Below are 24542 nucleotides of genomic sequence, written 5' to 3' on the forward strand. Positions count from 1 at the left end.
AAGCGAACTAATCTCCCATCTATGACTACGCCGAAAGGCGAAAGGAGCACCATGAAAGGCACCACGAAGCTGATGGGCGTTATCGCTCTCAGCGGCGCCCTGGCACTCGCGATCAGCGGATGTGCAGCAGGCGGCACGAGCGGAACCGATGGCGGCAACGAGCCCCAGGAGACCAAGTCTGCGGATTACAACCCGCAGCCCCGCGAGAACCTGAAGGAAGGAGGCGAGGTCCACTTCGGCATCAACGAGATCACTCCGCAGATGAACCCGTTCAACGGCAACGCCAGCGCTGACACGACGCGCCTCGCCCAGTGGTACAACCCGCAGGTGTTCCTGATGTCGCCCGAGGGCGAAGTCTCGGCGAACCCGGCATACCTCGATGACTGGGACATCAGCGAGAAGGACGGCAAGACCGTCATCACGATGAAGGTCAACGAGAAGGCTGTCTGGAACGACGGCACGCCGATCGACTACACCGCGTTCGCAGCCACCTGGAAGGCGAACAGCGGCGAAGACGAGGCCTACGAGGCCAGCGCGACCGACGGCTACAAGGAGATCGAATCGGTCGAGCCCGGCGAGACCGACAAGGACGTCATCGTGACGTTCAAGGGCGAGTTCGCCTGGCCGAGCATGCCGTTCCTCACCGGCATCCTGAACCCGGCGGTCGACTCGCCGGAGGTCTTCAACACGGCGTACATCGAGAACGCGCACCCCGAGTGGGGCGCCGGTCCGTACAAGCTGACCGACTTCGACATCAACGGCCAGACCGTCACCTTCGAGCCGAACGAGAAGTGGTGGGGCAACGCACCGCTGCTCGACAAGGTGACCTTCACGGGCCTCGACGCCTCCGCCTCGATCAACGCCTTCAAGAACGGCGAGATCGACATGGTCGGCACCAACACGAAGGATCGCCTGGCACAGGTCGCCGACATGAAGGACGTCACGACCTACCGTTCGCAGCAGACCGCCAAGACGATCATCATCCTGGACGCCGAGAAGCCGCAGCTGAAGGACATCGCCGTACGCCAGGCGTTCTTCATGGCGATCGACATCGACCAGCAGAAGCAGATCGCGTGGAACGGCCTCGACTACGAGGAAGCTCCCGCCGGCTCGCTGAACATGTACGACTTCCAGGACGGATACAAGGACTCGTTCTCCGAGGCCGGCCTGAAGTTCGACGTCGACGCCGCCAAGAAGCTGCTGGACGACGCCGGCTGGACCGAGGGCTCAGACGGCATCCGCGAGAAGGATGGCGTCAAGCTCGAGATCGTCTACCCGGTTCACAGCGATGACCCGACGATCGAGGCCCTCGCCAAGGCGCTGCAGCAGCAGGAGAAGGCCATCGGCATCGACCTGCAGATCGAGAAGCGCGCACCCGCGGACTTCTCGACCGACTTCAGCACGAAGAACTGGGACGGATTCTCGCTGCGGTTCACCGACTCCGACCCGTTCGGACCGCTGTACTTCTGCCAGCTCTACTGCTCCGACAGCAGCCTGAACCTCTCGGGAACCGGCACCGCCGAGATCGACGAGAAGATCAAGGACCAGGTCGAGTCGCAGACGACGGCCGAGGACTGGACCGCCGCGACGATGAAGCTCGAGCCGGAGATCATCAAGGAGACCTGGGGCGTCATCCCGCTCTACAACGGTCCCTCGATCTCCACGGTCAAGGACGGCCTCGCCAACCTGACCCCCGAGCCCTACGTCGGACTGGACCTCTTCGGAGTGTCTCCGGTCGAGAACGTCGGCTGGGAGAAGTAACTCCTCTCTACGAAGCGGGGTCGGTGGTCATCCACCGGCCCCGCTTTCTCTATGCTGAACGCGTGAGCGTCCAGATCGTCCTCGTGCACGGCATCCGCACGTCCGCGACCATGTGGCGCTCGCAGCTCGCCTTTCTCCGCGAGCAGGGCATCCCCGCCGTCGCGGTGGACCTGCCCGGGCACGGCTCGCGGATGGCCGAGGACTTCACCCTCCATGAAGCACTGCACACGATCGATGTCGCGGTGCGCGATGCCGCGGCCCGCGGGCCCGTGCTCCTGGTCGGTCATTCGATGGGCGGTCTGCTCTGCCTGGCCTACGTCGGAGGTGCCGATGCTCCGCGCGTGGCGGGGCTGATCGCCGCGTCGTGCACGTCACTCCCCCGCGGCGCCGGGCTGGCGGCCTACCGCGCGATCGCCCGCGCCGTCGACAGACTGCCCGACCGGGGCATGTGGATCACCGCGCGCATCCTCGAGGCGACCATCCCCGAGGAGACGCGCTCCGACTTCGCTGCGGGCGGCTACGCCCTCGACACTCAGGACACGGCGCTGCGCGCCCTCGCCGCTCTCGATCTCGCGACCGCGGTGTCCAGGATCGATGTGCCGCTGTGGTTCGTCAACGGACAGTGGGATCAGCTGCGAGTCAATGAGGCGCTGTTCCGCCGTCTCGCGCCGCATGCCGAGCTCATCGTCGTCCCCCGCACCACTCACCTGGTCACCGCGATGCGGCCGCAGATCTTCAACGCCGTGCTGCGTCTGGGCATCGCGACCATCGAGAGCGATGCCGGCGATCCTCGCTGAGGTCAGCAGACACCAACTGCCGCCGGTGCCGAAGGCTGTGGCGGCGGCGGCGATTCAGCTGATGGAGTCCGACTCGCCCAAGGGTTCGCACTCGTCGAACTCGCTCGACATCGGCACTGCGCCCACCGATCGGGACAGCAGCGCGACCGTGCCGATCGACAGCAGAAGAACGGCAGCCACGCCGATGGCGACCTCGTAGCCGAGGGCGTCGAGCAGAGCCCCCGCGAGGAGCGGAGCAGGAGCGACGAGCACAGCCGTGACCAGGGTGCTTGCAGACAGGACGCGCCCACGAAGCTGGTCCGGGATCTGCAATGCGAGAAACGCCCCCTGCACAGCGTTGAGGGGGATGATGGGAAGCGATGCCAGGAGCCCGAGCATCGCAATCGTCCACGGATCCCGAGTGAGCATCGCCGCCCCGACCGCGATGCCTATCGTGTAGATGGACATTCGGATGATGCGTGCTCCGGTGAGGCGCGGCAGCATCCCCATCAGAAGCAACGCACCGAGAAGGACCCCGACGCCCTGGAAGGTCTGGATCACCCCGATCTGCCACGGTGGTGTGCCGAGCTGCTGTTGGCTCAGGATGATGGTCATTCCGCTCAGCGCGAGCGAGAGGTTCACCCCTGCGATGAGAAGGACGAGTGTGCGCGGCTGTTGCCAACGGAGCAACCACCGGATCCCCGCGGTCCACGAAGGCCTCGCGAGGCCAGCCTGTCGGCCCGGGATGAAGCTGCCTCTCAAGGACAGCGCCGCGGCCATCTGCCCTGCCCGTGCGATGGCGGACACGATGAACGGAAGCGACGGGTGCACGCCGAAGAGCAGCCCTGAGAGCGGTGACGCACCGAGCTGCAGCCCGGCGTCGCGTCCCTCGTTGGCGGCCGTCGCCTCGGGAAGGAGGTCGCCCGTGACGATTTGCGGCAGCATCACGTCGGTCAGGTTCTCGAAGGCTCCCGCTACAGCTCCCGTTCCGATCGCGAGCGCGAGCAGCAACGCGACCGACATGGTGCCCGCCCACAGGAGCCCGGCGACGAGCAGCCAGAAGAGTGCGGCAACGGCTGCCGCAGCCACGAGCAGCCTTCTGCGGTCTGTGTGATCCATCAACACGCCACCGGGCAGAAGCATCAGACACTGTGCTGCGGCGGATGCTGAGCCGATGATGCCGGCTGTCAAGACATCGCCGGCGACCTGATAACCGAGAAGTGTGAACGCGAACGCGCCGACGAAGGTGCCGACTTGATTCAACGAGTCCCCGAGGAACCACACGCGATACTGGCGAGATCCCCACAGACTGCGCCGCAGTGCTCGCTCATGCGTGCCGTCCGCTCCGGGTGGCGTCTTCGCGGCATCGTGGTTCTCATCCGACACGGGGTTCACCTTCGTCGCTCCGTGATCCATAGACAGCTGGCTGTAATCACTTCACAATGCGTATGTATTCAAATGAGGACACTGCCGAAGGTACACGGACTGAGAGGAAAGTGGGCGAATCGGTCCCGGAATACCGGTGCTCTACTGCAACCATCTCCGTGGTCGAGACGCGATCACTCGCACGGGCAGGGATGACCGCACGGCGAAGATTCGCTCAGCGCCGGGTCTGCCGGGCCAGAGCGGTGAGTGCACCACCCACGAGCGACAGCACGGCGGCGGCGACGAATACGAGCCAGAAGCCGCCGACCAGTGCGACGAGCCCCGCCCCCAGTACCGGGCCGATGAGCTGTCCGAGCGCAGCCGTCACGGAGACGATCCCGAGATCGCGCGCATGGTCCTTCTCGTCCGGGAGCAGATCAGCGGCGAACGCGAGTCCGACGGTCGAGAACGCGCCGTAGCCGAGCCCCATGAGAGCGGCGGCCACCATCGTCGCCTCGAACGTCGGAACCACGGCGATCACCACGCCTGAGGCCGCCTGCACGAGCGTGGCCGCGACGGTCAGGGTGCGTCGGTCGCCGGTGCGGTCCGACAGGATGCCGGTACCCACCGCCGCGAGAACCACGAACAGCGTGTAGACGACGATCAGGAGCAGAAGGTTGTCCTGAGCGACGGTCGTCTCCTGATGCAGCCCGTGCAGGAGGAAGAAGAGGAACAGGGCGGTGCCGAGCGCGTTGCCGATGTTCGTCACGAGCCGGCCAGCCAGCATCCAGGCGAAGTCCCGATCCCGCAGCGAGGCGAGCAGCCGCCGGTCGCCCCGGGCAGCCACGGGCTCGGCGGCGGCCCATTCGGTGGTGGGTCGCACGGAGGCCGGTTCGGCGGGGGCCGGCGGGTCGGGCAGGAGCAGCGCCGCCGCCGACCCGACCAGGGCGATCACGGCGGCGAGCAGCAGATATCCCTCGCGGATGCCGAGGCCCAGCAGCACGACGAGGCCGACGCCGAGCACGATTCCGACCGCCTGACTCGATCCGACGGCAGCGGATGCCGCGCCGCGCTGCGTCGAGGGCAGCTGATCGGCGATCAACGCGGTGAACGCAGCGGACGACACGGCCACACCGATGGAGACGCCGACCCAGGCGCCACCGACGGCCCAGGCCCCCTCGCTGAACCCCGTGACGATCAGGAACGCGGAGGTGCACAGCACCCCGCCCAGCGCCCACGGGCGTCGACGATGGCGTCCACGGCGGGTGCGGTCCGAGAGCGTGCCCGCGACGGGGCCCGCCACGATCCCCGCCAGCCCGCCGATGCCGAGCACGAAGCCCGAGGAGATGACTCCGGCGATCCAGTCCTCATCAGAGGTGTTGAGCTGCAGCGGGAGCAGAAGCTGCACCGGTGTCAGCTGCACCGTCCAGATCGCCAGCCACGCCAGGGTGAACACGGTCATCCACCGCGCCCCGATTCCGCGCGCCGCGCTCATCGATGTCCGCAGTGACGGTGGGGAGGGCGCATGAGGTTCCTCGGCAGGGGTCGGGATCAAAGTGTCCGGTCATGATGATCATGCACCCAGACCCCGGCCGCGCGCGATGGGACGTTCCGGATCGACACCGGCAGATCCTCCCGCAGGCGGTGTCGGGCGATGCGCCCGATTGCTGGTAGAGTTGGTTCTTGGCTTGCGTGTGGGTTCTTCCCTCACGACCGCCGTGTGGAAGCCCTCTTCTTCTGCCGGCATCTCCTAACAACTCCGTACAGAAAGCGTCCACACGTGGCAAACATCAAGTCGCAGATCAAGCGCAACAAGACCAACGACAAGGCTCACGAGCGCAACAAGGCCGTGAAGAGCGAGCTGAAGACGCACATCCGCGCGACGCGCGCTGCTGTCGTCTCCGGCGACAAGGCCGCAGCCGAGGCTGCCCTGAAGGCTGCCGCCCGCAAGCTCGACAAGGCCGTCAGCAAGGGTGTCATCCACCAGAACCAGGCTGCGAACCGCAAGTCCTCCATCGCCAAGCAGGTTTCCGCTCTCTGAGCAGATCCACCTCGCTTGAGGGTGTGACAAGAGCCCGTCCCGTTCGCGGGGCGGGCTCTTTCGCGTGCTCGGCAGGACGCACGGATCGAGACGGCTCTGCTCTGCTCTGCTCGGCTCGAGGGCCGACAGAGGCGCGGCTCACTCCCCGAACGGCTGGCGGGTGGCGATGACCGTGAGCATCCGCTCGAGCGCGAAGATCGGGTCACGCGCGGCACCCTTGACCTCGGCGTCGGCACGGGCCGTCGCCTGGATCGCCATGCCGAGAGAGCGCTCATTCCATCCGGCGAGATCGCGCCGCGCGCGATCCACCTGCCAGTCCTTCATTCCCAGCCGCTGCGCGAGCTGGCGGCTGGGCTCACGGTTGCCGGCGACACGGGCCATGGTGCGCAGCTTCATGGCGAAGGCGGCGACCATCGGCACCGGATCGGCGCCGGATGCGAGGGCGTGACGGAGAGCGACGAGAGCCTCGCCGTAGCGTCCCGCGATGGCGGTGTCGGCGACGACGAACGCCGACACCTCGACGCGTCCGCCGTAGTACTTGGTCACGACCTCTTCGGTGATGTCGCCCTCGACATCACCGATCAGCTGCTGACACGCCGCGGCGAGCTCGGTGAGATCATCGGCGAAAGCCGAGACGAGAGCGCGCAGAGCAGAGGGCGCGATGCGCTTCTTCGCCGCCGCGAACTCCCCCGCTGCGAAGTCGACACGATCTCCGTCGCGCTTGATCGCCGGGCACGGGATCTCGATGCCCTCTCCGGTGCCGGCGCGGAGCGCATCGAGCAGCTTCTTGCCCCTGACGCTGGCGCCGGTGTGGCGGAGGATGACCGTGGCCCCCTCCTGGGGGTGTTCGAGATACGACACGGCCTCCTGGAGGAAGGCATCGGAGCACTTCTCCACACCGGAGACACGCACCAGACGAGGCTCGCCGAACAGAGACGGCGAGGTGAGCGACAGCAGCGTGCCCGGCGCGTAGTCGTCGGCCCGAACATCGCTCACTTCGAGTGCGGGGTCTTCGGTGCGGAGATAGTCGCGCACCCCAGCGATCGCCCGCTCGGCGCACACCTCTTCGGGACCGAAGACCAGCACGACGGGGGCCGGTCGCGGATCGCGCCACGAGACCTGAGCGATCTTGGTCGCCTTGGCGCCGCCGCGGGCGGGAGGACGAGAGGCAGCCATGCTCCCAGACTACCGGGGGTCCCCGACGTCGCCCTCGGTCAGGGCGGCTGCTTCTGCGTCCACACCTGCAGCTGGCCCTCGAGTTCGCCGATGAGGAGCCGGCCCTGCTCATCGGTCCGCAGAACGCGTGCGCCGTCCATCTCGAGCGCGTCGAGGGTCTCGGCCCGAGGGTGACCGTAGTCGTTGTCGACGCCCACGCTGAAGAGTGCGACCGTCGGGTGAAGCCCCTCGTACAGCGAGAAGTCCTGATCGGCGCTGCCGTGATGGGCCACCTTGACCACCGGGTAGGGTCCCCGCAGGTGTGCGGCGCGCAGCAGCATCCGCTGGGCCTCCGCCGAGAGATCCCCGAGGAACAGCGACCGGGGCACTCCGCCGCCGTCGACCTCGATCACCACGCTCGCATCATTGCCGGCAGAGACAGCCATCGAACGACGCGGGGGCCACAGCACGCTCCACGATGCGTCGCCGAGCGAACCGCGCGCACCCGCGGCGGCCGACGTCACCGTCGCTCCCCCGTCGGCGAGGCGCTCGAGGATCCGCTCGTCACCGCGGGTGTCCGGCGGACCGTGCAGCACCACAGAGACCCTGCCCTGCACCGCTTCGACCCCACCGACATGGTCGAGGTCGAAGTGCGTGAGCACCAGGAGATCGACGCGGTCGATGCCCAGACCGCGCAGACACGAGGCCAGCGGCTCGGGTTCGGGGCCCGTGTCGATCACGAGGACACGTCCCGAGGAACGCACGAGCAGCGCATCTCCCTGGCCCACATCGCACGCCGCGATCGCCCAGTCATCGGGCGCGGTCATGCGGGCGAGGGGTCCGTCCAGCACGACGCTCGCCGCGCCCAGCGCAAGCGTGCAGGCGAGCACCCCGCCTGCGACGACGCGGACGAACGGCAGGCGGCGGAACCCACCGGCGAGCATGATGCCCACCGCGGAACTCAGCGCCGCGGCGATGACAGCGCTGATGATGCCGGGCACCACCGCCACTTGGGCGAGAGGAAGGTCGGCAGTGATCGTCGCGGTCTGAGCGATCCATGCAGCGGGAAGCCAGGCGGATGCTGCGAGCACGTCGGCCAGCGCGGGTACGGGAACCGTGAGGCAGGCGAGCAGCCCGATGATCGTCGCGAGAGGAGCGGCAGGAGCAGCGAGCAGGTTGGCCACCAGACCGATGAGCGACTGCTGCTCCGCGAACAGCGCGATGATCGGACCGCACACCAGCTGCGCGGCTGTCGGCACCGCGATGGCGAGGGCCAGCGGCTGCGGCATCCATCGCGCGAGTCCACGAGTCAGCGACGGAGAGAGCAGGATGAGTGCGCCGGATGCGGCGACGGACAGCGCGAACCCCGGGGTCGACGCCAGCCACGGATCGACCACCAGGATCGCGACAGCACTGAGCGCAAGGAGTCCGGCGCCCGCACTCGGCCGCCCGAACAGCACGGACAGCATCGCCACACCCGCCATCACCGCGGCGCGGATCACGCTCGGCTCGGGGGTCACGAGGATGACGAAACCGGAGAGCACCACGGCGGCGACGAGCACACGGGTCCTGCGTCCGGCTCCGCACAGCGCCGAGAACCAGAACGCCGCACCGACCACGATCGCGCAGTTCGCCCCCGACACCGCGGTGAGGTGGCTGAGCCCGCTCGTGCGCATGTCATCGTTGAGGTCGGTCGACACCGCCCGGGTGTCGCCCACCGCGAGACCGGGGAGCAGCCCCGCGCCGGGCGCCGGCATCCGCAGCGACCGCTCGATGAACGCGCTGCGCACCTCGGCCGCGACCGCGAACACCCCCGACGCCGGGACCTCGACAGCCGCCGTGCTCGCGAACACCACAAGAGCCGACCTCTCCCCCGGGTCCGTCGCTACCGCCTCTCCCTTCACCCTGACTGTGGCGCCGAGATCGAAGCCGTCGGCCGGGTCGATGCCGATCCGCACCGGAGCCGACACGCCCCCGATCCGCCCCGGAGACCCGATGCCCGTGAGCTGCACCTCCATCCACAACCGCCCGTCACGACCCACCGACGCCGACGACGTCACCTCCCCCGTCGCCTCGACCACGCGACCGTCCCACGACGCAGCACTGTCGCGAGCAGGCATCGCCGACACCGCAGCGATCGAGACAGCGCCCATACCGGCCAGCACGACCAGGGCGAGAGCGGCACGGGATGTCGCGCGATCGGCACGACGCAACACGACCCCGCACACGACGACCGCTCCGCCCACCCCCACGAGCGCACACCACACCGCCGCCGCAGGCACGAACACGCACACCAGCGCAGCCACCCACACCGCTCCTGCGATCGGCAGCAGGCGCAGATCCCGCCTCACACGAGCGCCCCGTCACGGATCACAGCGATCATCCCTACGTTGCTCGCGCTCTTCGCGGATCCTCGCATCAGGACACCGTATTGGCCGCGTTCCAGTGCCGTGGAGCACGGTCACGACGGGCGTGGAGAACAAGACGACACCGGCGGCGTGTGCAGAGACAGAGGACGGCGTCACTCGAGGTGCGTTCGGAGCCAACCGAAAAACGCCAAGCGCATCCGCCAGCACTGGACCGGTCAGAAGCAGTTTGACCGACTTCTCACCGGCAGCGTGGAGACATCGGTGCTGTCGATCGATAGTTTCCGCGCCCTCGACACCACGCGCATGTTCGCCATGATGACCACGCAGTACTTCGCCGAGGAAGATCTTCGCCTGCAGCAGTTTCCGCCGAAGTTCGCAGTCAACCGCGGCATGGGCGGCAGAGGCGTCGAGCGCTTCGCCGGCTTGCGCGACGTCGGCGACATCGACTCCTGATAATGCGACGACCTGAGCACCTGAACGGAGACACCGTGACCGACCCAGAAGAGCAGGCGCGTCTCGCACGTCTCCAGGAGATCCGAGGGGGCATGGAGGAGCTTCGGATCGAGGCTCTCGCGGAGCGTGGACGCAACACCTTCACGACCGAAGAGACACTCGAGTTCATCCGGCGGCAGGATCTCGCCGCAGACACGATGACGAGCTCGCCCCTTGCTGGGCTGGAGCCGGATTCTGCCGTCCTGGAGCGAGTCCAATCGCTACATCGAGGGAGAAGTGGCGATCGAGGAGCTGATCGAGCAGGCGACGCGACGCGCAAGCGCGGGGCCATAAGCCTGGGCGTCCCTCGGATCGCCAGACCCCTCAGGATGCCGCGCCACTGCGTCGGTCCCGCTTGGCCTCAAAACCCGATAGAATATGGCTCTGAAAACATTTCTGAGAGGAGGCGACATGACGAACGCATCAGTTCTCTTGCGCGCCGCTCGAAAGAGCCGCGGCCTCACACAGAAGGATCTCGCCCAACGAACTAACGTCGACCAGGGCCGAGTCTCGCGATTCGAAAGTGGTCGCGAGGCCGAGTTCAGCACCATCGAGCGCTTTCTCAGCGGCACCGGCCACCGACTGTATTCCGCGCCTACGCGGCGGGACGACGCGGCGACCATCGCCGCAGCGATCCGTAGGTACCTGCGTGCGGGCGACAAGTACAGTGCTCTTCGCGAGCTCATCCAGTTGAGTGACAACCTCGACTCCGAACACGGCCTTGTACGCGGGATCCTCGGCCTCGCCGAGCCGGAGCCGACTGGTGACCGCGTGTGGGATGCGGCCCTTGCAGCACTCGTGGATCTTCGCCTCAGCGAGGAGGGACTCCCCTCTCCCGCATGGGTTGACGCTCCGAACAGACAGCTCCGGGAGCCTCGAACCCTGGACGTCGATCCTGCGGACCCGATCCCGGCACCCGCGGATGTCCCCGCCGAGTTCCTCGAGCGTGGCGTCCTTGTCTGGCGAGACACTCTGGCGAGCGTCTGATGGGCGACTCGCTCGATCGCGACGACATCATCTCCGGCCTCCGTGACCTCGTCGGTGAGCTCCACACGGCCGGTGAAGTCGCGGGCATACGCCTCGTCGGCGGTGCCGCGCTCGTCCTTAGGTACTTCGACCGGCGCGCCACTGGAGACCTCGATTCTCTTCACATTCACCCCGGAAGCGATGACGCCGTCCTCGCCGCAGCCGAGCGTGTGGCGGATCGACGAGGATGGAGCGCCGGCTGGTTCAACTTCGCGGTGGAGAACGCAGACTCGGTGCCCACGTTCGGGCGGCGACCCGTCGAGTGGGAGACGATCTACGACCGCGACAGCGTTGTCGTCCAAGTCGCCTCGAAGGAGGCGCTCCTCGCCATGAAGCTCCGCGCCAATCGCCCGGGGCGCGACGTGGACGACATCCGCCAACTGCTCGCCCTGTGCAGCCTCACCACGCTGGCGGAGGTCGAGGAGCACTACGAGGACTTCTATCCCGGTGACGGCCTCACCGACCGCGCTATCGGCATGGTTGAGCGAATCCTCGACGGCGGATTGCCGACAGTGGTTCCCTCACCCGGACCAATCGACCTCTGACGTCACGGCGGGCGACGACGTTCTGTCGATTCGTCGCTCGGCCGCGCGCGAGCGCGGGGTCGTGTCAATCACGGCCGCGTCGCGAGCGGCGGGTGCCGATGCCCGGAATGCCGTTGTGCGCTGATTCGTTGGGGACGGATGCCGCGGACAAAGGGTCGACACGCACGGTCGCACCGCCACCGGAGTCCGCGCCGCCGCCACCTGCGGGGGTGTCGCCGACGTACAGCAATTCGCCGTCGCCCTCGCCCTCGCGCGCCTCGAGGTGTTCGAGGATGCGCGCACGTGCATCCGATTCCGCCGGTGTGGCGACGTTCGCCGGACCAGATTCGTGCCGGTCCTCGCCCAGCTTCTCGGGCAGCGACTCCTGGCTGTTCGCGAGTGCATCGGGATTCGTCATGGTCTGCTCCACTCGTCGGCGGTCTGACCTCCAGCATCATCCCGATGCCACCCGAGCACATAGTCGTTGACAGTGGGGCGCAGTAAGAGTAGCCGCACGAGCACGCGTTCCCACGGTGGTCGTCGACCATCGATAGGTTCCTGGTATGACGACGACACAGATCACCCTCGGCGAGCCTCTCTACGGAGCCTCGTTCCCACAAGCCGTCTCACGCTTCTTCCGCAAGTACGCGACTTTCAGCGGACGGGCCAGCCGGAGCGAGTACTGGTGGTGGGTGCTGGCGAACGTGCTCGTGGCCCTGGCCTTCAATCTCGTCGGGTCACAGACCGACCCAGAGTGGACGTCTCGCCCCATTGACGTATTCTCACCATTCGCCTCCGGCGGCGCGTTCGCGTTGGCGAGCCCGGTCGGCGTTGTATTTCTGATCTATGCAACGGGAATCCTCATACCCGCACTCGCCCTGACCTGGCGACGGCTCCACGACGCTGATCGCAGTGGCGCGTGGTTCTTCATCGCCCTCGTCCCGCTTATCGGCGCCCTCGTGCTCCTCGTCTTCACCCTGCTGAGCGCTCGCCCCGCCGGTGCCCGCTTCGACGAGTAGTCCGGACTCTGCGAAGAAGCGGCCACACGGCGCAGTGCCGCGCACGGCCAGAACGCCACACCACGCGACCCGTGAGTGAGACCGCGAAGCCCACAACCACCCGCGCACCTGAACAGAGACACCGTGGCTGGAATTCAGAAGTGAGACGGAACGATGGACTGGATCCGCGTCCATCCGGACTACATCCTGACCCATGTCGCCCACGGCAAGAGCCGCCGAGCACGGGGCTCAGCGGCTCTTGTCCAGCATGTGTCCCCTCGGCAGCCCTCTACCGGGCTTCGAGTAGCACTTTCGCGAGTTGATTATCGGCGTAGGGCGACGTCGAGAACGGACGAACGGGCGTGTAGCCGAGCCGACGATACAGCCGGTGCGCCTCGGCGAGATCATCCCGAACTGTCAACCGGAGGGTATGCACGCCGCGACGCGCGCTCAGGGTTTCGATCTCCCTCACCAACGCCTTGCCCGCGCCGAGTCCACGAACAGAATCATCGACAAACACCCGTGTCAACTCAGCGATCCCCGGCTCGACGACCTTCGCACCCCCACCCGACGATCCGCTCTCCATCTCGGACGATGACAAGAAAGCCGGTATCTCCTCTGAGATCATCGCTGGGCTCATCGAGCATCGCCTGCTCGACCTCAGCGTCGCTCACTTCCCGGCCCCAATAGCGGCCGACGATTTCTACGAAGAAGCGTCTAATGACTGCGCGCCCGAGTGAAGACGTCGGATCGACAAGCATCATGTCGAAGGCCGTGGTCGCGTGGGACGGACCCACCGCTTCATGTTGCATGGTCTGATTCTCGCCTACCTGCGGCCATCGCAGGCGTCTCGATAGGCGATACTCCACGCCATTCGTCTTCGTCAACCGCGGCGGTCGCAGCTACACGACGACCCCCTGGGGGCCTTCGCACCGGCCATCGACGGACCGGAGTTCTCCGAATTCAAGATCTCTTACTCCACCCACAACAGCTACTCTCTCCCTTGTCTCTTCGGAGGTGCTGTCTGCACGGCGAGGGCTAACGTTCAACTATGACATTTTCCTCATCAACCAGCAGTTTCACTCCGCGGGCAACCGTCGTCGGTGGAGTGGGGATGGTGGCTGGTGGCGTGATCCTCGTCGCCACGCTCTTCATCCAGCCGGGTCCAGGAAGCATCCTCATTGGCTTCACCAGTCAGTTTCTTGGGTTCTTGCTTCTTGCCATTGGCACGCTCCTCGTGTTCCCCTCCACCTCGCGAGCTGGTCGGTGGTTAGCTTTTTCGGGGTCGCTGATCTGGCTCATCAGCTGGTCGTGGCCCCTGTTCGGAGGGTGGTTCATACCCATCTCGATCTGGGCATGGGCATGTATCGCTGCGTTCGTGTATCTAATAGCAGCAGTCGTCTACTTTTCGCGAGGTGGTGTCATCGGAGGGATATTCAGCGCGATTCTTGCCGTAGGCTCCGTCGGGTCGGCTATCCCGTCGTACCTCAGCCCCATTTTCGCTCCCACAAACACTTACCTGGGGATCGCCCTCGGAGCTGTGTGCGCCGCGGTGGTCAGTTGGGTGACTCACAAGAACCGCAGAGAGGTTTCGATTAGGTGATGTGGGCCTCGATACCCGCGTCTCGCAGAGGGCTGGTTGGGAAGCCTATATGCACGAGGACGGAACATAGATAGCCCATCTGCCGCGATCGAAGGTCGGGAATATCGAGCACAATCTCGCGCTCCGGGACCACAGCAGCGAAAGCGACACTCGCCGTCCCGCCGCACCGCCAGGGCACGGGCTATGTGCGCCCCTGCGGGATCAGCCCAGCCGAACCCCTTTGCCATTCGACGGTTATGACGAGTGCGTGGCAGGCGTTCAGAGATCCATACTGAGGGGATGGTGGAAAAGGATCGGTCGAGTCCCCCGTCCCCACAGATAGTCAGCGCATTCGGCGGTGTGGGAGCGCCGGTCTTGCTGCCCGGTGGGCGCGGCCTGACCTGGCGCGCCGGTCACGTGGTTCTGAGGCCGACCGGCGATGCTATTGAGACGACCTGGAAGTCGGGAGTACTGGCCAAGCTGCCGAAATCGAGCGAGTTCAGTGTCCCTCGGCCACTTATGGACGAGGAGGGCAGTTGGGTACGAGGCGGGTGGCACGCTATGGAGCGGGTATCCGGCGAATCAGACGAAACGCGGGTCGAAGACATCGTGCGGGCGGGGCTGGCGTTTCAAGAGGCCATCACTGTGGAACCTCGCCCGTCCTTTATCGAGGCGTCCTCGGATCCGTGGAGTCGAGCTGACCGGATGGCTTGGGGTGAGGTGGCGTCACCGAACGATAGTCTCCTTGCGCGAATCGGGAGCGAGTGCCGGTCGATCGCAGCACCCGAGCAGGTGATCCACGGAGACCTCTTAGGCAACGTGATGTTCGCCGACGGGCACCCTCCCGTCGTCATCGACTGGGCCCCGTATTGGCGTCCTCCCGGTCTCGGCGCTGCGATCGCCGTGGTCGACGCCGTCTGTTGGCATGGATATCCCCTACGGAAGCTGGGCCGCGATTTCGGCATCGAGCACTGGCGCCAACTGTTGCTTAGAGCGTTGCTATTCCGGACCACGACGCTACACCTCCTCGGGTATTGGACCGACGATCAGCACCAACGGCATGTGCCCGTAGCTGACGCCATCATCGCCTTGCGCGACTAGTCATTGACAGCCGGTACCGATATCGAGGGCCTGCTCCGGAACTGGAAGCGGATGGGTGGCCGCGTTTGCGGCGACCCAGCACGCCACGGGACCTTTGTGCTCCGATATCTCCGCCTTCAGGGGGATGTGTGGTCGCGGTGTGTGTGGTGCACTCGGAACACTCGAGTCGATGTGTGGAAGAGGAGAAATGGACGTTTCAAGCCTTCGGTGGTTGCGGTTGGTCAACGTGATGGCTCCCATCGGCGCGGGCGCTGCGATCGTCTGGTTCGGGTTCGCTGCCGCCGATGCGTCTGGTGCTCAGATGGCGGCTGCCAGCGCAATGTTCGCCGCAGTCGCCAGCGGGTGGGCGGGCGCTTTCGCAGCCGTCAACGCAAAGTTGAGGCATCCTCCGGTCACTCGGCCGCCTCGATGATCTCTTTCAATGCGGCTGTATGTCCTCGATATGCGTGACGTCCGGGCTCTGTGAGTGACAGGCGCAGGCGTGAGTGCCCTCCTCTTGTCAGGTGTTCTTCCCGCAGGTAGCCATGATCGACGAGCTGGGCGATGTGCTTGCTGAGGGCGGACTTCGATATGCCCAGCCGTTCCTGAAGCTCACGGAATTCGACATGCGTGGTGGCGTGTGCGATCGCGCAGATTCTCAGCCGATGCGGGGCATGGATCAAGGGATCGAACTTCGCCTCAGCCACGACCGAATGCCTTGCGGTACCGACGCCCCATCTCAAGAGTCGCCACCCCTGCCAGCACTCCCGCGATGATCCACAGCCACGGGATCTCGAGACTCACCGCGAGCACGGCCGGAACACCGACCAGGATCATCATCGCGATCATGTAGGGAAAGACCGCCTGACCATCAGGCCAGACGACCCCATACCCCGGCCTGGTGAAGACCATCCGCATGCCGACGCCCACCACAGCCACAAGTCCGACGATGGTGACCACTCTCGATGGCCCCAGGGCGAGCATCTGCGCACTGCTGATCGCGGCCAGAAGCACTGCTTGCGTGATGAAGAACCACCACGGCAATGGCGGGTTCCGCGTCTCCTCCTCGGCGCGGCGTGCGTCTTCGAGCATTGCGTGCGCGTCATCGCGCCCTGGGAGTCGACCACTACCGGTTTCCATGATGGAAACAGTACCAGCCAGTTTCCATAGAGGAAACTGGGTAGATCGAACCGCACAGCACGCCACGAATAGGGTCTCGAGGGGCTGTCGCGATGGCCGTGACGTACCAGTACGGCAGCGAAGATCAAGCCTGGACTGCGGCCGCCGCTTCGGGTTCGGGGCTGATGGGTCGCTCGCGCGCGGGCCACCGGAACTGCTCGACGAATCCGGCGATCGCCTTCGAGCGCGTCACGAGGACGAACAGACCGTAGCCGATCATCCCGCCCAGGATGTTGGTCATCCAGTCGTTGATGTCCGCGAGGTGTCCACCCAGCGCGAGCCGTGCCGTGGCCATCTGCGTCAGCTCGATGGCCAGGCTCGAACCGGCGACGATCGTCACGACCTTCCACCAGCTCGGCCGCACCGCGAGCAGCGGCACGAGCACACCGAGCGGGACGAACACCGCGATGTTGATCAGAGCATCCTCGACCCCGTAGTCGACGAACGGCACCAGGTACAACGGCAGCGGACGCGGCCCATCGTAGAACCCCGTCCCGACGCGGAGGAAGATCGGGAAAACCGTGTTGGCGAGCACTCCGCCCGCGTAGACCGCGAGGACGGCGGCGACGCTCGACCGGGCGAGAGTGACGCGCCCGCGGGAGCGGAGCACCCAGATCAGCACGAGGAAGACCACGACTCCGACCGGGATCACGATCGGGAGCATGGGGACTTCGATGAACCTCATTCACTGCTCCCGGTGAGTGCAGTGTTCGTTCCACGGTCTGATCCGACGTCGCGCCTGCGCGGGCTTCCGTTTCGGCGCTTTCGAGAGGCGTCGAACACGAGCGTGAGCAGGAGCGGAAGAGCCATGCCGAGAAGTGCGCCGATCGCGACGTCGTGCACGTAGTGCACGCCTTCCACGACGCGGCCGACCGCAACGAGCACCGCGACGCCGACCATCGCCCACGTGAGCGCCGATCTGGCGAGCAGCACCGCGACCACCGCCACCGCACCGAAGGCGAGGGTGGCGTGGTTGGAGGGCAGCGACCAGTCCCCCGCCGGCGGGCACTCCGCCGCTGTCACCCAGCGAGAACACGGACGCGCCTGTGCGAACAACGCCTTCAGGGCTTCGCTCGTCACGTACGCCAACACGACCCCGATCGATGCGACCACGGCACGCGGACGCTGCGACGGATGCTTCCACCAGACCCAGCCGATCACCGAGGCCGCAGCCAACGCGAGAAGCACGAGCGTGACCTCGGAGACAAGGTCCACGTGCGGGACGGACAGCCCGAGAGAGCTCAGCCATTTCGTCCCCACGACGCTGAGGCTGCCCGGGGCCGGAGCCAGGATCAGTGCTGTGGCCGCCATGGTGACGGCGATGAGCGGAGCGAGCCTGCGGGCGCGCAGAGTGCGAGAGGGCATGATCTCGACCATATTCGTGAGCTCAGCGTCCGGGCGTCAGTCTTGCGATGTACACGCATCAGCCCCCAGGTGGAGATTAGCTGCGAGACGCGCTGCACGCCCTGGAAGAGCACCCGCTCGGCAGGCTTACTGCGCCGCAGCCAGCTATCAGGAGAAGAGCTGGCGAAGCGCGTCGGGATCGCCGGAGTCGACCGCCTTCTGGACCGCGTCAATCGTCTCCTGATCCAGGAACATGCCTTTGAGGGTGCCGTTCCACATCTCCCGCACGGCATCCACATCACCGGCGTCGACCGCCCGGCCCGCGGACTCGATCGCCTGCTGATACGGAATCTGCAGGAACCCCTCAGACGCGTCATTCGGGCCATAGTAAGGAATCCAGGGACTGTCGGGGTCGGGGGTGAGCCAGAGCACCTGCCCCGGCTGGATCACGCGTACGTGGTTCATCGAGCCCAGGGTGGGGTACGCGCAGAACCGTTCAGCGATCACAGCCTCCACGTCGCCGGGCTCGACCGTATACGTCAACGGGGTGCCGTCCTCATCGACTGTCACCTCGCCCGCCGCGAAGTCGCGTGGCCCCAGGTCCCGGAGCGTCCCCTCTCGCGCCCAATACGGACCGCCGGTGCGGCTGATGACCTCGGACATGCCGGAGCAGGTTTTCGACTCGATCGATTCCGACTCGGTCGATTCCGGCGCCGGTGAAGCCTCGGTCACCGGCTCTGCGACGGCCGCGGGAGCGGATGGCGTGGGCGTCTGAGATGCGCTCGGTGGGGTGGCGGTGCACCCGGCGAGCGCAGCAGCCGTCACGGCCAGTGCGACGAGTACAGGAGCGAGCTTGTGTGCGCCGGACATGACGTCATACTGGCAGACGGAGTTGACCTTCTCCACGTCCACTTCGGCGCCGCGCGAATCTTGGAGAGTGAGAGCCGTCGTCGTTACGCTGGATCCATGAGCAGGCGGACTCGACAACGGACCTGGATCCTCGCGGGCGTGGGTCTCATCGCCTGCGGCGTCGTCGGCGTCCTTCCCCCCGGCGGGCGCGTCGGATCGGGCCCTATTCTGCTGGTTACGGATGTGCTCTTCGCCGCATCCGTGTTGCTGTTCGCGGTGGGACTATCACGTGAGGCCAGCGTCGTATCCCGCCGCCCCTTGGGGGTGGCGGCGTTGGCGATCGTCGCGATCTGGCCCCTGCTCTCTTCCGTGATCACCCGGGCGATGGGCCCCGGCGTCTCGCCGGACGACGGCGCGTGGACCACCTACGGTTACATCGCTTTGTTCATCCCCACGGCCGCGGGGCTGGTCGCCGCGATGCAGATCGCGCGAAGCGATACCGTCCCTTCTCCCTGGCGTTGGGCGCCAGCATGGGTTCTGGGCATGCAGGCCCTCGTCTGGGCCGTATCTCAGGCGGTCCTCGTCACGGCTCGTCCGGAGAACGTTCAATCGTTCGCGGACCCCTTTCACATGTTCGGCACGCTCACATCGCTCGCCGCAACATTGGGCCTCGGCATCCTCACCCTCATCCTCGCGGCTCGATCGCGACCTGAGAGCGTCCAGGTGTATCGCTCTCCCTGACGGCGCCGACGCACGCGCTGAGCATCATCGCCGGGAGCATCACCAGACGCTATCGATGACCGCGAGACGGCGACGTCAGCGATGCTCGAGGCAAACATCTACGGGATACCTACCGGCGGCGCACCTTCAGCCTTCTGACCGGCGCACTCGCTGGTTGTGCAGGCCCACCGCGATGATCGCTGCCACCGGTCCGACAAGGCTGCCACCGGTCCGACAAGAATGACCATCACAGCCCAGAGCACACCCCCGGTACTCATGAGTCCCGCTCCGAGGACGATCAGACCTGCACCTGCCGCACGCATCGCGACGGATCCGCGCGGGATCGTCTTCGTGCGTCCCCCCATCGGGATCCGATCCGCTGCGTTCGCTCGCAGAGTCCTGCCCAGAGCGACATGGAAGAGAACGATTCCGAGGACAGCGGCGACCACACCTGCGACGAACATGCCATCGACGCTACCAAGCACGCCCGGGACGTGCTCACCTCGGCGGCTGCTACAGCTCAGTCGAAGATCCCGACGACGCCCACGCCCGCTGAAGTGCGGCGAGTGCAGTATCGAACGCATCCGGAGGGAGGTACGTCGGGCCGTCTGCGATGTTCACATTGCGGAGAGGATCATCCGTCGCGTGCTGAGGGAGCAGGTGACAGTGCAGGTGTGGCATCCGGTGGCCCATGACGAGGTAGTCGATCTTCTTCGATCGGAACACCTCGTCGATGGCGCGCCCCGCGCGCTGCACGTCCGCCCAGAAGGCGGACAGGTGCGTCGGAGACAGTTCCGTCATGTTCACGACGTGTTCCCGCAGGATCACCAGGCAGTATCCGGCGTGATGCTGATTGCGAGCGAGCCGCACATGACTGGTTCCCGTGGTGACGACGAGGGCGCTGTGATCGTTCGCCGGCAGGTGCGCGTCACCGCACATACCGCACTGCTCCGCCGCTGCCAGCGCCGCCCATTCGTCTTCCGACCACCACATGGCTCCCACCGTAAGCGATCGCCTTCGGCTGGCAGACGAGACTCGGCAAATGCTCGGGGGTTCGCCGTAGGCTTCGCACGTGACGCCGATCTCTGACAACCCCCAGCGACGGCAGGTCAGGATCGCCGGCGGCTTGTTCGCAGGCGCAACGGCGATCGTCATCGCGGTCATCACCGTCGATCGACTCTCCGCAGGCGCTGCATCCGTGCTCCTCGGTCCCCTCGACGACCAGACCATCCTCAGCGCGTCGATGCTGGTCGCCTCTCTTGCTCTTGTGGCGGGCCTATGGAACGTGTCACCGCCGACCTGGATGCTGCCGTTCAAGATACTCGGGCTCCTCGGGGCGGTGGTCGCCGTCCTCGGAGCGGGAGCCTTCACGCTCTTCAGTATCGATGTCTCCCGCACGACGCTGATCGAGGGCGGATGCGACACCGGATACGTCGTCGTCGAACGCACGCTGCTGTTCGGGTCGAAGGGGACGGTCTACCAGCAGGAGGGTCTGTTCATCGCCTCACCGATGGGCCGCACCTCGGCGGACGACGCCCATGAGCCGTTCGCCGAGGGCGACTACACCGTCACGACGACGGACGGCACCCTGACCATCGAATACGGCGTGGATCGCGGAGGCCCCACCGCCACGCTCTCGCTCCCCGCGATCGTAGATCGCGTGCCGAGCTGCGGGTATGCGCCCACCGGCCTGGACACTCGGCCGGGGTCCACGGAGCCGACGACCCCGACCGAGGTTCTCACCCCGACGTCTGTGGACGCGGCGATCGATCAGCTTCTCGACGACTCGCTCGCCGCCACGGCAGGGACACCCGTCGATGCGTCAGGTACCGCGATCGACGCGTCGACAGCGGAGCGCAGTCTCGTTCCCTGTGTCGATGGATCAGGCGTGCAGCATCACGTTGATCTCCAGTTCCGCACGGATGACAACGCGACGTCGGTCGCTCAGATCCTCGGCGTCTGGGACGGCGCGGGGTATGAGCCGGACAGAGCGATGCAGGAGGACATCCGATACAGCGAGACGGGCCCGGTCGCACGCCTGACCATGCGGGATACGACGAGCATCGACGGGTTCGTGCGCATGACGATCACCTCGGCGTGTGTGCCTGCGCAGTAGGCCTGCCGCTGCACTTCCTGACCGCCGACGACGATCGATCACTCTGGTGCAGCGACCTCACTCCCCCGCATCCGTCGTGGCGCCGAGCTCGAACGGGTGAGTGAGTCGCCACCACTCGGTGGGTGGGTCGATGCGGCCCTTGATCACCACGGGAGCGGTGACGGTGTTCGGTCCGGCTGTCCAGGTGATGGTCCCCACGACCTCTCCGTCGCGGTACGTGACGGGGCGACCGATATCGGTCGTCATCTCGATGGGCGTGTCCGACCAGGTGAGGATCGACGCGCCCTCGCCCAGGACGAGCGTTGCGGTCGACCCCCAGGGAGTCGACAGGGATCCCACCTCCTGGCCCTCCTCCGCGACGAACACGTCGTGAAAGCCGGAGCGGATGCCGTCGAGCGCCGCGATCACAGCGGCGTTCAGCGAGGCTCGTGACAACTCCCCCAGGATGACGCCGGTGACCTCGAGCGGATCGACCGCGCCGACATCCAGGGTCGCCGTGTAGAGCAGGTTGTGCCTGCCCTCGCCGAGGTTCCCCGTCTTCAGCCCCGTGATTCCGGCGGTGCCGAGGAGGGCGTTGGTGTTGACGAGCTGACCGCCGCCGGGGACCGAGACCGACGGTTTCGCGACGATCCGCGCGATCACCGGATGTGCCGCGGCGATCTTCGCGATGGACAGCAGGTCGGCAGGAGTGCTCGTGTTGCTCGGACTGATGCCCGTGGGTTCCGTGACCGTCGTCCCGGTGAGCCCGTGGGTCGCGAGCCAGTCTCGGGTGGCGCCGAGGAACGCGGCCTGGGATCCGAAGATCCGTGATGACAGTGCCTCGGCGTAGTTGCTCGCGGAGGGCACGAGCATAACGGCCAGGGCGTCGTGCAGCGACATCGACGTACCCGTCGGCATGGGGGCGATCGTCGCGCCCTGCACGTAGTACGCGTCGTAGAGGTCGTGGTCGGCCTTGTCGAACGTGATGGTCGGCCCCGGATCGTACGCATCGGCGAGCGGCACCTTCTCGAGGATGACGAGAGCGGTGATGAGCTTGGTGATGCTCGCGATCGGAAGCGGCTCCCCCGTCCCCGTCGCCGCCCAGGTCCCGCTCGCCGTCTCGCCGAGATAGGCGTCAGCGCCGGCGACGCTGATCGCCGACGCGGCAGCGGTCGATGTGACGGGAGCGACCGGATCACTGACGGGAATTGGGGGGAATCGGGTCGACACCGCGGTGGCACCCACCGGCGCCGTGAGCGCCCACCCGACGTAACCGCCGGTGACAGCCAGCAACAGCACCAGGCAGACGGCGGTGACGATGAGCCCTCGCCGGCGGCGTCCCCGGCGAACGCCGGGATCGATCGGATCCCCGGCGAACTCCTGCTCGTGCGTCATCAGGTCCGCGAAGTCGGACAGATCATCCACCGGCTGATCACGTGCCGTCATAGAGAGCCCCTCATCGCGCCCCACCTGTCGCTCGCAATCGTCCGAAAAGGCCATCATCGCGCATCCGCGCGGCCTCCGGTATCGGCCATTCGGGGGACAAAGCCCGACGCGCGGCGGGCGATGACGGGTGACGACGATGCCGTCACGCCCATCCCCTACTCTGGTGGCTATCGCGAAACCCGGCCGCACGGCGGGTTGCGAACCGAGGAGGAACACGATGGGCATCGCATTCCCGTCCGGCTCGATCTCTGTCACGACCACGACAGGCGACACCGTCATCCTGCGCATCTGCGACCTGTGCGGTGCGACCGTCATCGACGCGGAAGACACCGATCTCGCATTCCACAAGCGCTGGCACCGGATGACAGGTTCCGGCAACTGGGTCGACCCCGCGACGGGCACCGTCCACGGTCCCGGCAGCCTTCCTCGCTAAACACCATCAGACGCCCGCAACCGCTCTGTCGCCTCGACGCAGGAGTTGCCGATGGCTCACGGCGTTCTGACCTGAGAATGGCGCGTCGACGCACGTCTGACGGACAAGATCGCGGCGAAATCCGCCAGAGGTCGACCGCAGGCACTCGCGCCGCCTGCTCGGGTGCCATGATCAGGAAATGCTCCGATCCGAAGAACTCGATCTCGCCGTGGACGTCTACTTCCGCGGCATCTACAACTGCGATGTCACGCTTCTCGACCAGGTGTTCCACCCCGCGAGTTCGCTGTTCGATGTCGATGAGGGTGTGGTGACGGTCGATCCGTATCCCGCCTGGCGGCACATCGTCGAGAACCGGGCATCTCCGGCGTCGATCGGCCAAGCGCGCGAGGAGGAGGTGCTCTCGATCGACTGGCTCTCGGATGCCGCAGCAGTCGTGCACGTGCGACTGCGGGTGATCGACAGCATCTTCGTGGATCAGCTCTCTTTCGTCGATGGACCGCACGGGTGGCAGATCGTCGCGAAGGTGTGGCACCTGGAATCCACCCTCTAGGCCCCCGCCGCCCGCCGTCCTCTCGCCACCTCCGTCGCCGAGCGGTCGGCGGCGGTTCGCGCATCACACCCTCACCCCGTCTCGAATGCCCGCGAGGAGCTTCTCGCCGATGCCGGGGACGGCGAGCAGGTCGTCGACGGACTGGAATCGGCCGTTGTCCTCCCGCCAGGCGATGATCCGTTCGGCCAGCGCGGGGCCGATCCGCGGCAGGGTCTCCAACGCGGCCTGATCGGCAGCGTTCAGATCGACGAGACCGTCATCGGGGCTGGTCGCGCCCGGCTCAGCCCCCGTCGCGCCGATGGCCGGAACGACGATCTGCTCCCCGTCGGAGAGCACCCTGGCGAGATTCACCGCCGCCAGGTCGGCGGCGTCGGTCGTTCCTCCTGCCGCGGCGATCGCGTCGACGAGACGCGAATCGACATCGAGCACGTAGAGTCCGGGAACCTCCACGGCGCCGAGCACATGGACGTACAGCTCGCCCGAGGAACCGGCGTCGATCGCGGCATCCGTCGCCAGCGGCACCGATTCGGTCGGAGGCGCCTGCCCGCGCATCAGCCCGAGCCCCACCGCGACGGAGAGCACGACGAGCGCGACGACGATCGCGGCGCCCACACTCAGGCGCAGCGCCCGAGGATGAGGCATCGCGGCGGGCGGATCTGACATCCCGCAACGCTAGGGGCGCGGGCGGCCGCCCCTGACGCATCCGGCCGCTCTGCGTGAGGAACACACGGAGAGCGGCCGGATGTGCAGAACGAGA

At 66.5% G+C, this 24542-nt stretch carries 27 protein-coding genes; 12 read left to right on the forward strand and 15 right to left on the reverse strand.

Translation table 11 applies throughout. The features are described 5' to 3' along the window. Nucleotides 1–51: 51 nt before the first annotated feature. Together ASD43_RS12970 and ASD43_RS12975 are read left to right on the forward strand one after the other, a co-directional pair. Nucleotides 52–1761, forward strand: a complete 1710-nt coding sequence (locus tag ASD43_RS12970; RefSeq protein WP_056418230.1) for an ABC transporter family substrate-binding protein — start codon at nt 52–54, stop codon at nt 1759–1761. A gap of 62 nt (nt 1762–1823) precedes the next feature. Beyond that, the gene (locus ASD43_RS12975; protein ID WP_056418233.1) at nt 1824–2558 is read left to right on the forward strand and encodes an alpha/beta fold hydrolase; all 735 of its coding nucleotides are present in this window, start codon (nt 1824–1826) and stop codon (nt 2556–2558) included. A 54-nt stretch (nt 2559–2612) separates the two neighbouring features. Here the strand turns inward: ASD43_RS12975 and ASD43_RS12980 are convergent, their stop codons facing one another. Together ASD43_RS12980 and ASD43_RS12985 are read right to left on the reverse strand one after the other, a co-directional pair. Next, complete coding sequence (locus tag ASD43_RS12980) at nt 2613–3923, reverse strand: MFS transporter (protein ID WP_162247498.1); 1311 nt, start codon at nt 3921–3923, stop codon at nt 2613–2615. Between the two features lie 214 nt (nt 3924–4137). Then, complete coding sequence (locus ASD43_RS12985; protein WP_082539389.1) at nt 4138–5364, reverse strand: MFS transporter; 1227 nt, start codon at nt 5362–5364, stop codon at nt 4138–4140. A 318-nt stretch (nt 5365–5682) separates the two neighbouring features. Here ASD43_RS12985 and rpsT point away from each other — a divergent pair, with 318 nt between their 5' ends. Further along, nucleotides 5683–5943, forward strand: a complete 261-nt coding sequence (rpsT, locus tag ASD43_RS12990; RefSeq protein WP_045254610.1) for a 30S ribosomal protein S20 — start codon at nt 5683–5685, stop codon at nt 5941–5943. Between the two features lie 138 nt (nt 5944–6081). Here the strand turns inward: rpsT and holA are convergent, their stop codons facing one another. Both holA and ASD43_RS13000 read right to left on the reverse strand, forming a co-directional pair. Next, the gene (gene holA / locus ASD43_RS12995; protein WP_056418244.1) at nt 6082–7119 is read right to left on the reverse strand and encodes a DNA polymerase III subunit delta; all 1038 of its coding nucleotides are present in this window, start codon (nt 7117–7119) and stop codon (nt 6082–6084) included. Between the two features lie 38 nt (nt 7120–7157). Beyond that, nucleotides 7158–9449: a ComEC/Rec2 family competence protein gene (locus ASD43_RS13000; protein WP_056418248.1), complete on the reverse strand. Its 2292-nt coding sequence runs from the start codon at nt 9447–9449 to the stop codon at nt 7158–7160. 279 nt (nt 9450–9728) lie between these two features. Between ASD43_RS13000 and ASD43_RS13005 the strand changes: the two genes are divergently transcribed. The 3 genes from ASD43_RS13005 to ASD43_RS13015 all read left to right on the forward strand — a co-directional run bounded on the left by ASD43_RS13005 (nt 9729) and on the right by ASD43_RS13015 (nt 11530). Beyond that, on the forward strand, nt 9729–9920 hold the full coding sequence (locus ASD43_RS13005) for a hypothetical protein (RefSeq protein WP_056418251.1): 192 nt from the start codon (nt 9729–9731) through the stop codon (nt 9918–9920). Nucleotides 9921–10370: 450 nt separating this feature from the next. Beyond that, nucleotides 10371–10946, forward strand: coding sequence for a helix-turn-helix domain-containing protein (locus ASD43_RS13010; protein ID WP_056418254.1), 576 nt, complete (start codon nt 10371–10373; stop codon nt 10944–10946). Then, on the forward strand, nt 10946–11530 hold the full coding sequence (locus tag ASD43_RS13015; RefSeq protein WP_056418257.1) for a DUF6036 family nucleotidyltransferase: 585 nt from the start codon (nt 10946–10948) through the stop codon (nt 11528–11530). The genes ASD43_RS13010 and ASD43_RS13015 overlap by 1 nt, the downstream gene beginning before the upstream one ends. A 64-nt stretch (nt 11531–11594) precedes the next feature. Here the strand turns inward: ASD43_RS13015 and ASD43_RS13020 are convergent, their stop codons facing one another. Beyond that, nucleotides 11595–11927: a hypothetical protein gene (locus ASD43_RS13020; protein ID WP_157550967.1), complete on the reverse strand. Its 333-nt coding sequence runs from the start codon at nt 11925–11927 to the stop codon at nt 11595–11597. A 145-nt stretch (nt 11928–12072) separates the two neighbouring features. On the opposite strand from ASD43_RS13020, the gene ASD43_RS13025 reads away from it, so the two are divergent. After that, a complete protein-coding gene (locus tag ASD43_RS13025) occupies nt 12073–12528 on the forward strand; it encodes a DUF805 domain-containing protein (protein ID WP_056418264.1) in 456 nt (151 codons plus the stop codon). 268 nt (nt 12529–12796) lie between these two features. Here the strand turns inward: ASD43_RS13025 and ASD43_RS13030 are convergent, their stop codons facing one another. Together ASD43_RS13030 and ASD43_RS17325 are read right to left on the reverse strand one after the other, a co-directional pair. Continuing rightward, nucleotides 12797–13027 carry a GNAT family N-acetyltransferase gene (locus ASD43_RS13030; protein ID WP_162247499.1) on the reverse strand — a complete coding sequence of 77 codons (231 nt, stop codon included), beginning with the start codon at nt 13025–13027 and terminating at the stop codon, nt 12797–12799. Nucleotides 13028–13037: 10 nt separating this feature from the next. Beyond that, complete coding sequence (locus ASD43_RS17325; protein ID WP_162247500.1) at nt 13038–13319, reverse strand: hypothetical protein; 282 nt, start codon at nt 13317–13319, stop codon at nt 13038–13040. 239 nt (nt 13320–13558) lie between these two features. Here ASD43_RS17325 and ASD43_RS13035 point away from each other — a divergent pair, with 239 nt between their 5' ends. Continuing rightward, nucleotides 13559–14110 (forward strand): hypothetical protein, encoded by a 552-nt coding sequence (locus ASD43_RS13035; protein ID WP_157550968.1) that lies wholly within the window; start codon nt 13559–13561, stop codon nt 14108–14110. A gap of 1472 nt (nt 14111–15582) precedes the next feature. Here the strand turns inward: ASD43_RS13035 and ASD43_RS17050 are convergent. The 5 genes from ASD43_RS17050 to ASD43_RS13060 all read right to left on the reverse strand — a co-directional run bounded on the left by ASD43_RS17050 (nt 15583) and on the right by ASD43_RS13060 (nt 18598). Further along, entirely contained in the window at nt 15583–15876 is a 294-nt protein-coding gene (locus tag ASD43_RS17050) for a transcriptional regulator (protein WP_082539392.1), read from the reverse strand. Further along, nucleotides 15869–16261 carry a hypothetical protein gene (locus tag ASD43_RS13045; protein ID WP_056418274.1) on the reverse strand — a complete coding sequence of 131 codons (393 nt, stop codon included), beginning with the start codon at nt 16259–16261 and terminating at the stop codon, nt 15869–15871. Before ASD43_RS13045 ends, ASD43_RS17050 begins: the two co-directional genes overlap by 8 nt. Before the next feature lie 172 nt (nt 16262–16433). Next, nucleotides 16434–17033: a VanZ family protein gene (locus ASD43_RS13050; RefSeq protein ID WP_056418276.1), complete on the reverse strand. Its 600-nt coding sequence runs from the start codon at nt 17031–17033 to the stop codon at nt 16434–16436. Further along, on the reverse strand, nt 17030–17713 hold the full coding sequence (locus ASD43_RS13055; protein ID WP_162247501.1) for a phosphatase PAP2 family protein: 684 nt from the start codon (nt 17711–17713) through the stop codon (nt 17030–17032). Before ASD43_RS13055 ends, ASD43_RS13050 begins: the two co-directional genes overlap by 4 nt. 147 nt (nt 17714–17860) lie before the next feature. Further along, nucleotides 17861–18598 carry a hypothetical protein gene (locus ASD43_RS13060; protein ID WP_157550971.1) on the reverse strand — a complete coding sequence of 246 codons (738 nt, stop codon included), beginning with the start codon at nt 18596–18598 and terminating at the stop codon, nt 17861–17863. Between the two features lie 60 nt (nt 18599–18658). On the opposite strand from ASD43_RS13060, the gene ASD43_RS13065 reads away from it, so the two are divergent. Then, nucleotides 18659–19282, forward strand: coding sequence for a hypothetical protein (locus tag ASD43_RS13065; RefSeq protein WP_056418287.1), 624 nt, complete (start codon nt 18659–18661; stop codon nt 19280–19282). A 492-nt stretch (nt 19283–19774) separates the two neighbouring features. Here the strand turns inward: ASD43_RS13065 and ASD43_RS17330 are convergent, their stop codons facing one another. Further along, nucleotides 19775–20254 (reverse strand): HIT family protein, encoded by a 480-nt coding sequence (locus tag ASD43_RS17330; protein ID WP_162247502.1) that lies wholly within the window; start codon nt 20252–20254, stop codon nt 19775–19777. Nucleotides 20255–20333: 79 nt separating this feature from the next. Here ASD43_RS17330 and ASD43_RS13080 point away from each other — a divergent pair, with 79 nt between their 5' ends. Continuing rightward, nucleotides 20334–21377: a hypothetical protein gene (locus ASD43_RS13080; protein ID WP_162247503.1), complete on the forward strand. Its 1044-nt coding sequence runs from the start codon at nt 20334–20336 to the stop codon at nt 21375–21377. Nucleotides 21378–21434: 57 nt separating this feature from the next. On the opposite strand, the gene ASD43_RS13085 is transcribed toward ASD43_RS13080, so the two are convergent. Then, entirely contained in the window at nt 21435–22802 is a 1368-nt protein-coding gene (locus ASD43_RS13085) for a D-alanyl-D-alanine carboxypeptidase family protein (protein ID WP_056418298.1), read from the reverse strand. Nucleotides 22803–23019: 217 nt separating this feature from the next. Between ASD43_RS13085 and ASD43_RS13090 the strand changes: the two genes are divergently transcribed. Continuing rightward, complete coding sequence (locus tag ASD43_RS13090; RefSeq protein ID WP_056418301.1) at nt 23020–23235, forward strand: hypothetical protein; 216 nt, start codon at nt 23020–23022, stop codon at nt 23233–23235. Between the two features lie 178 nt (nt 23236–23413). Continuing rightward, nucleotides 23414–23785 carry a nuclear transport factor 2 family protein gene (locus tag ASD43_RS13095; RefSeq protein ID WP_056418304.1) on the forward strand — a complete coding sequence of 124 codons (372 nt, stop codon included), beginning with the start codon at nt 23414–23416 and terminating at the stop codon, nt 23783–23785. Nucleotides 23786–23848: 63 nt separating this feature from the next. Here ASD43_RS13095 and ASD43_RS13100 read toward each other — a convergent pair whose 3' ends face one another. Then, a complete protein-coding gene (locus ASD43_RS13100; protein ID WP_056418307.1) occupies nt 23849–24448 on the reverse strand; it encodes a ComEA family DNA-binding protein in 600 nt (199 codons plus the stop codon). Nucleotides 24449–24542 lie beyond the last annotated feature (94 nt).

This window comes from Microbacterium sp. Root553, from assembly GCF_001426995.1.
GTDB lineage: Bacteria > Actinomycetota > Actinomycetes > Actinomycetales > Microbacteriaceae > Microbacterium.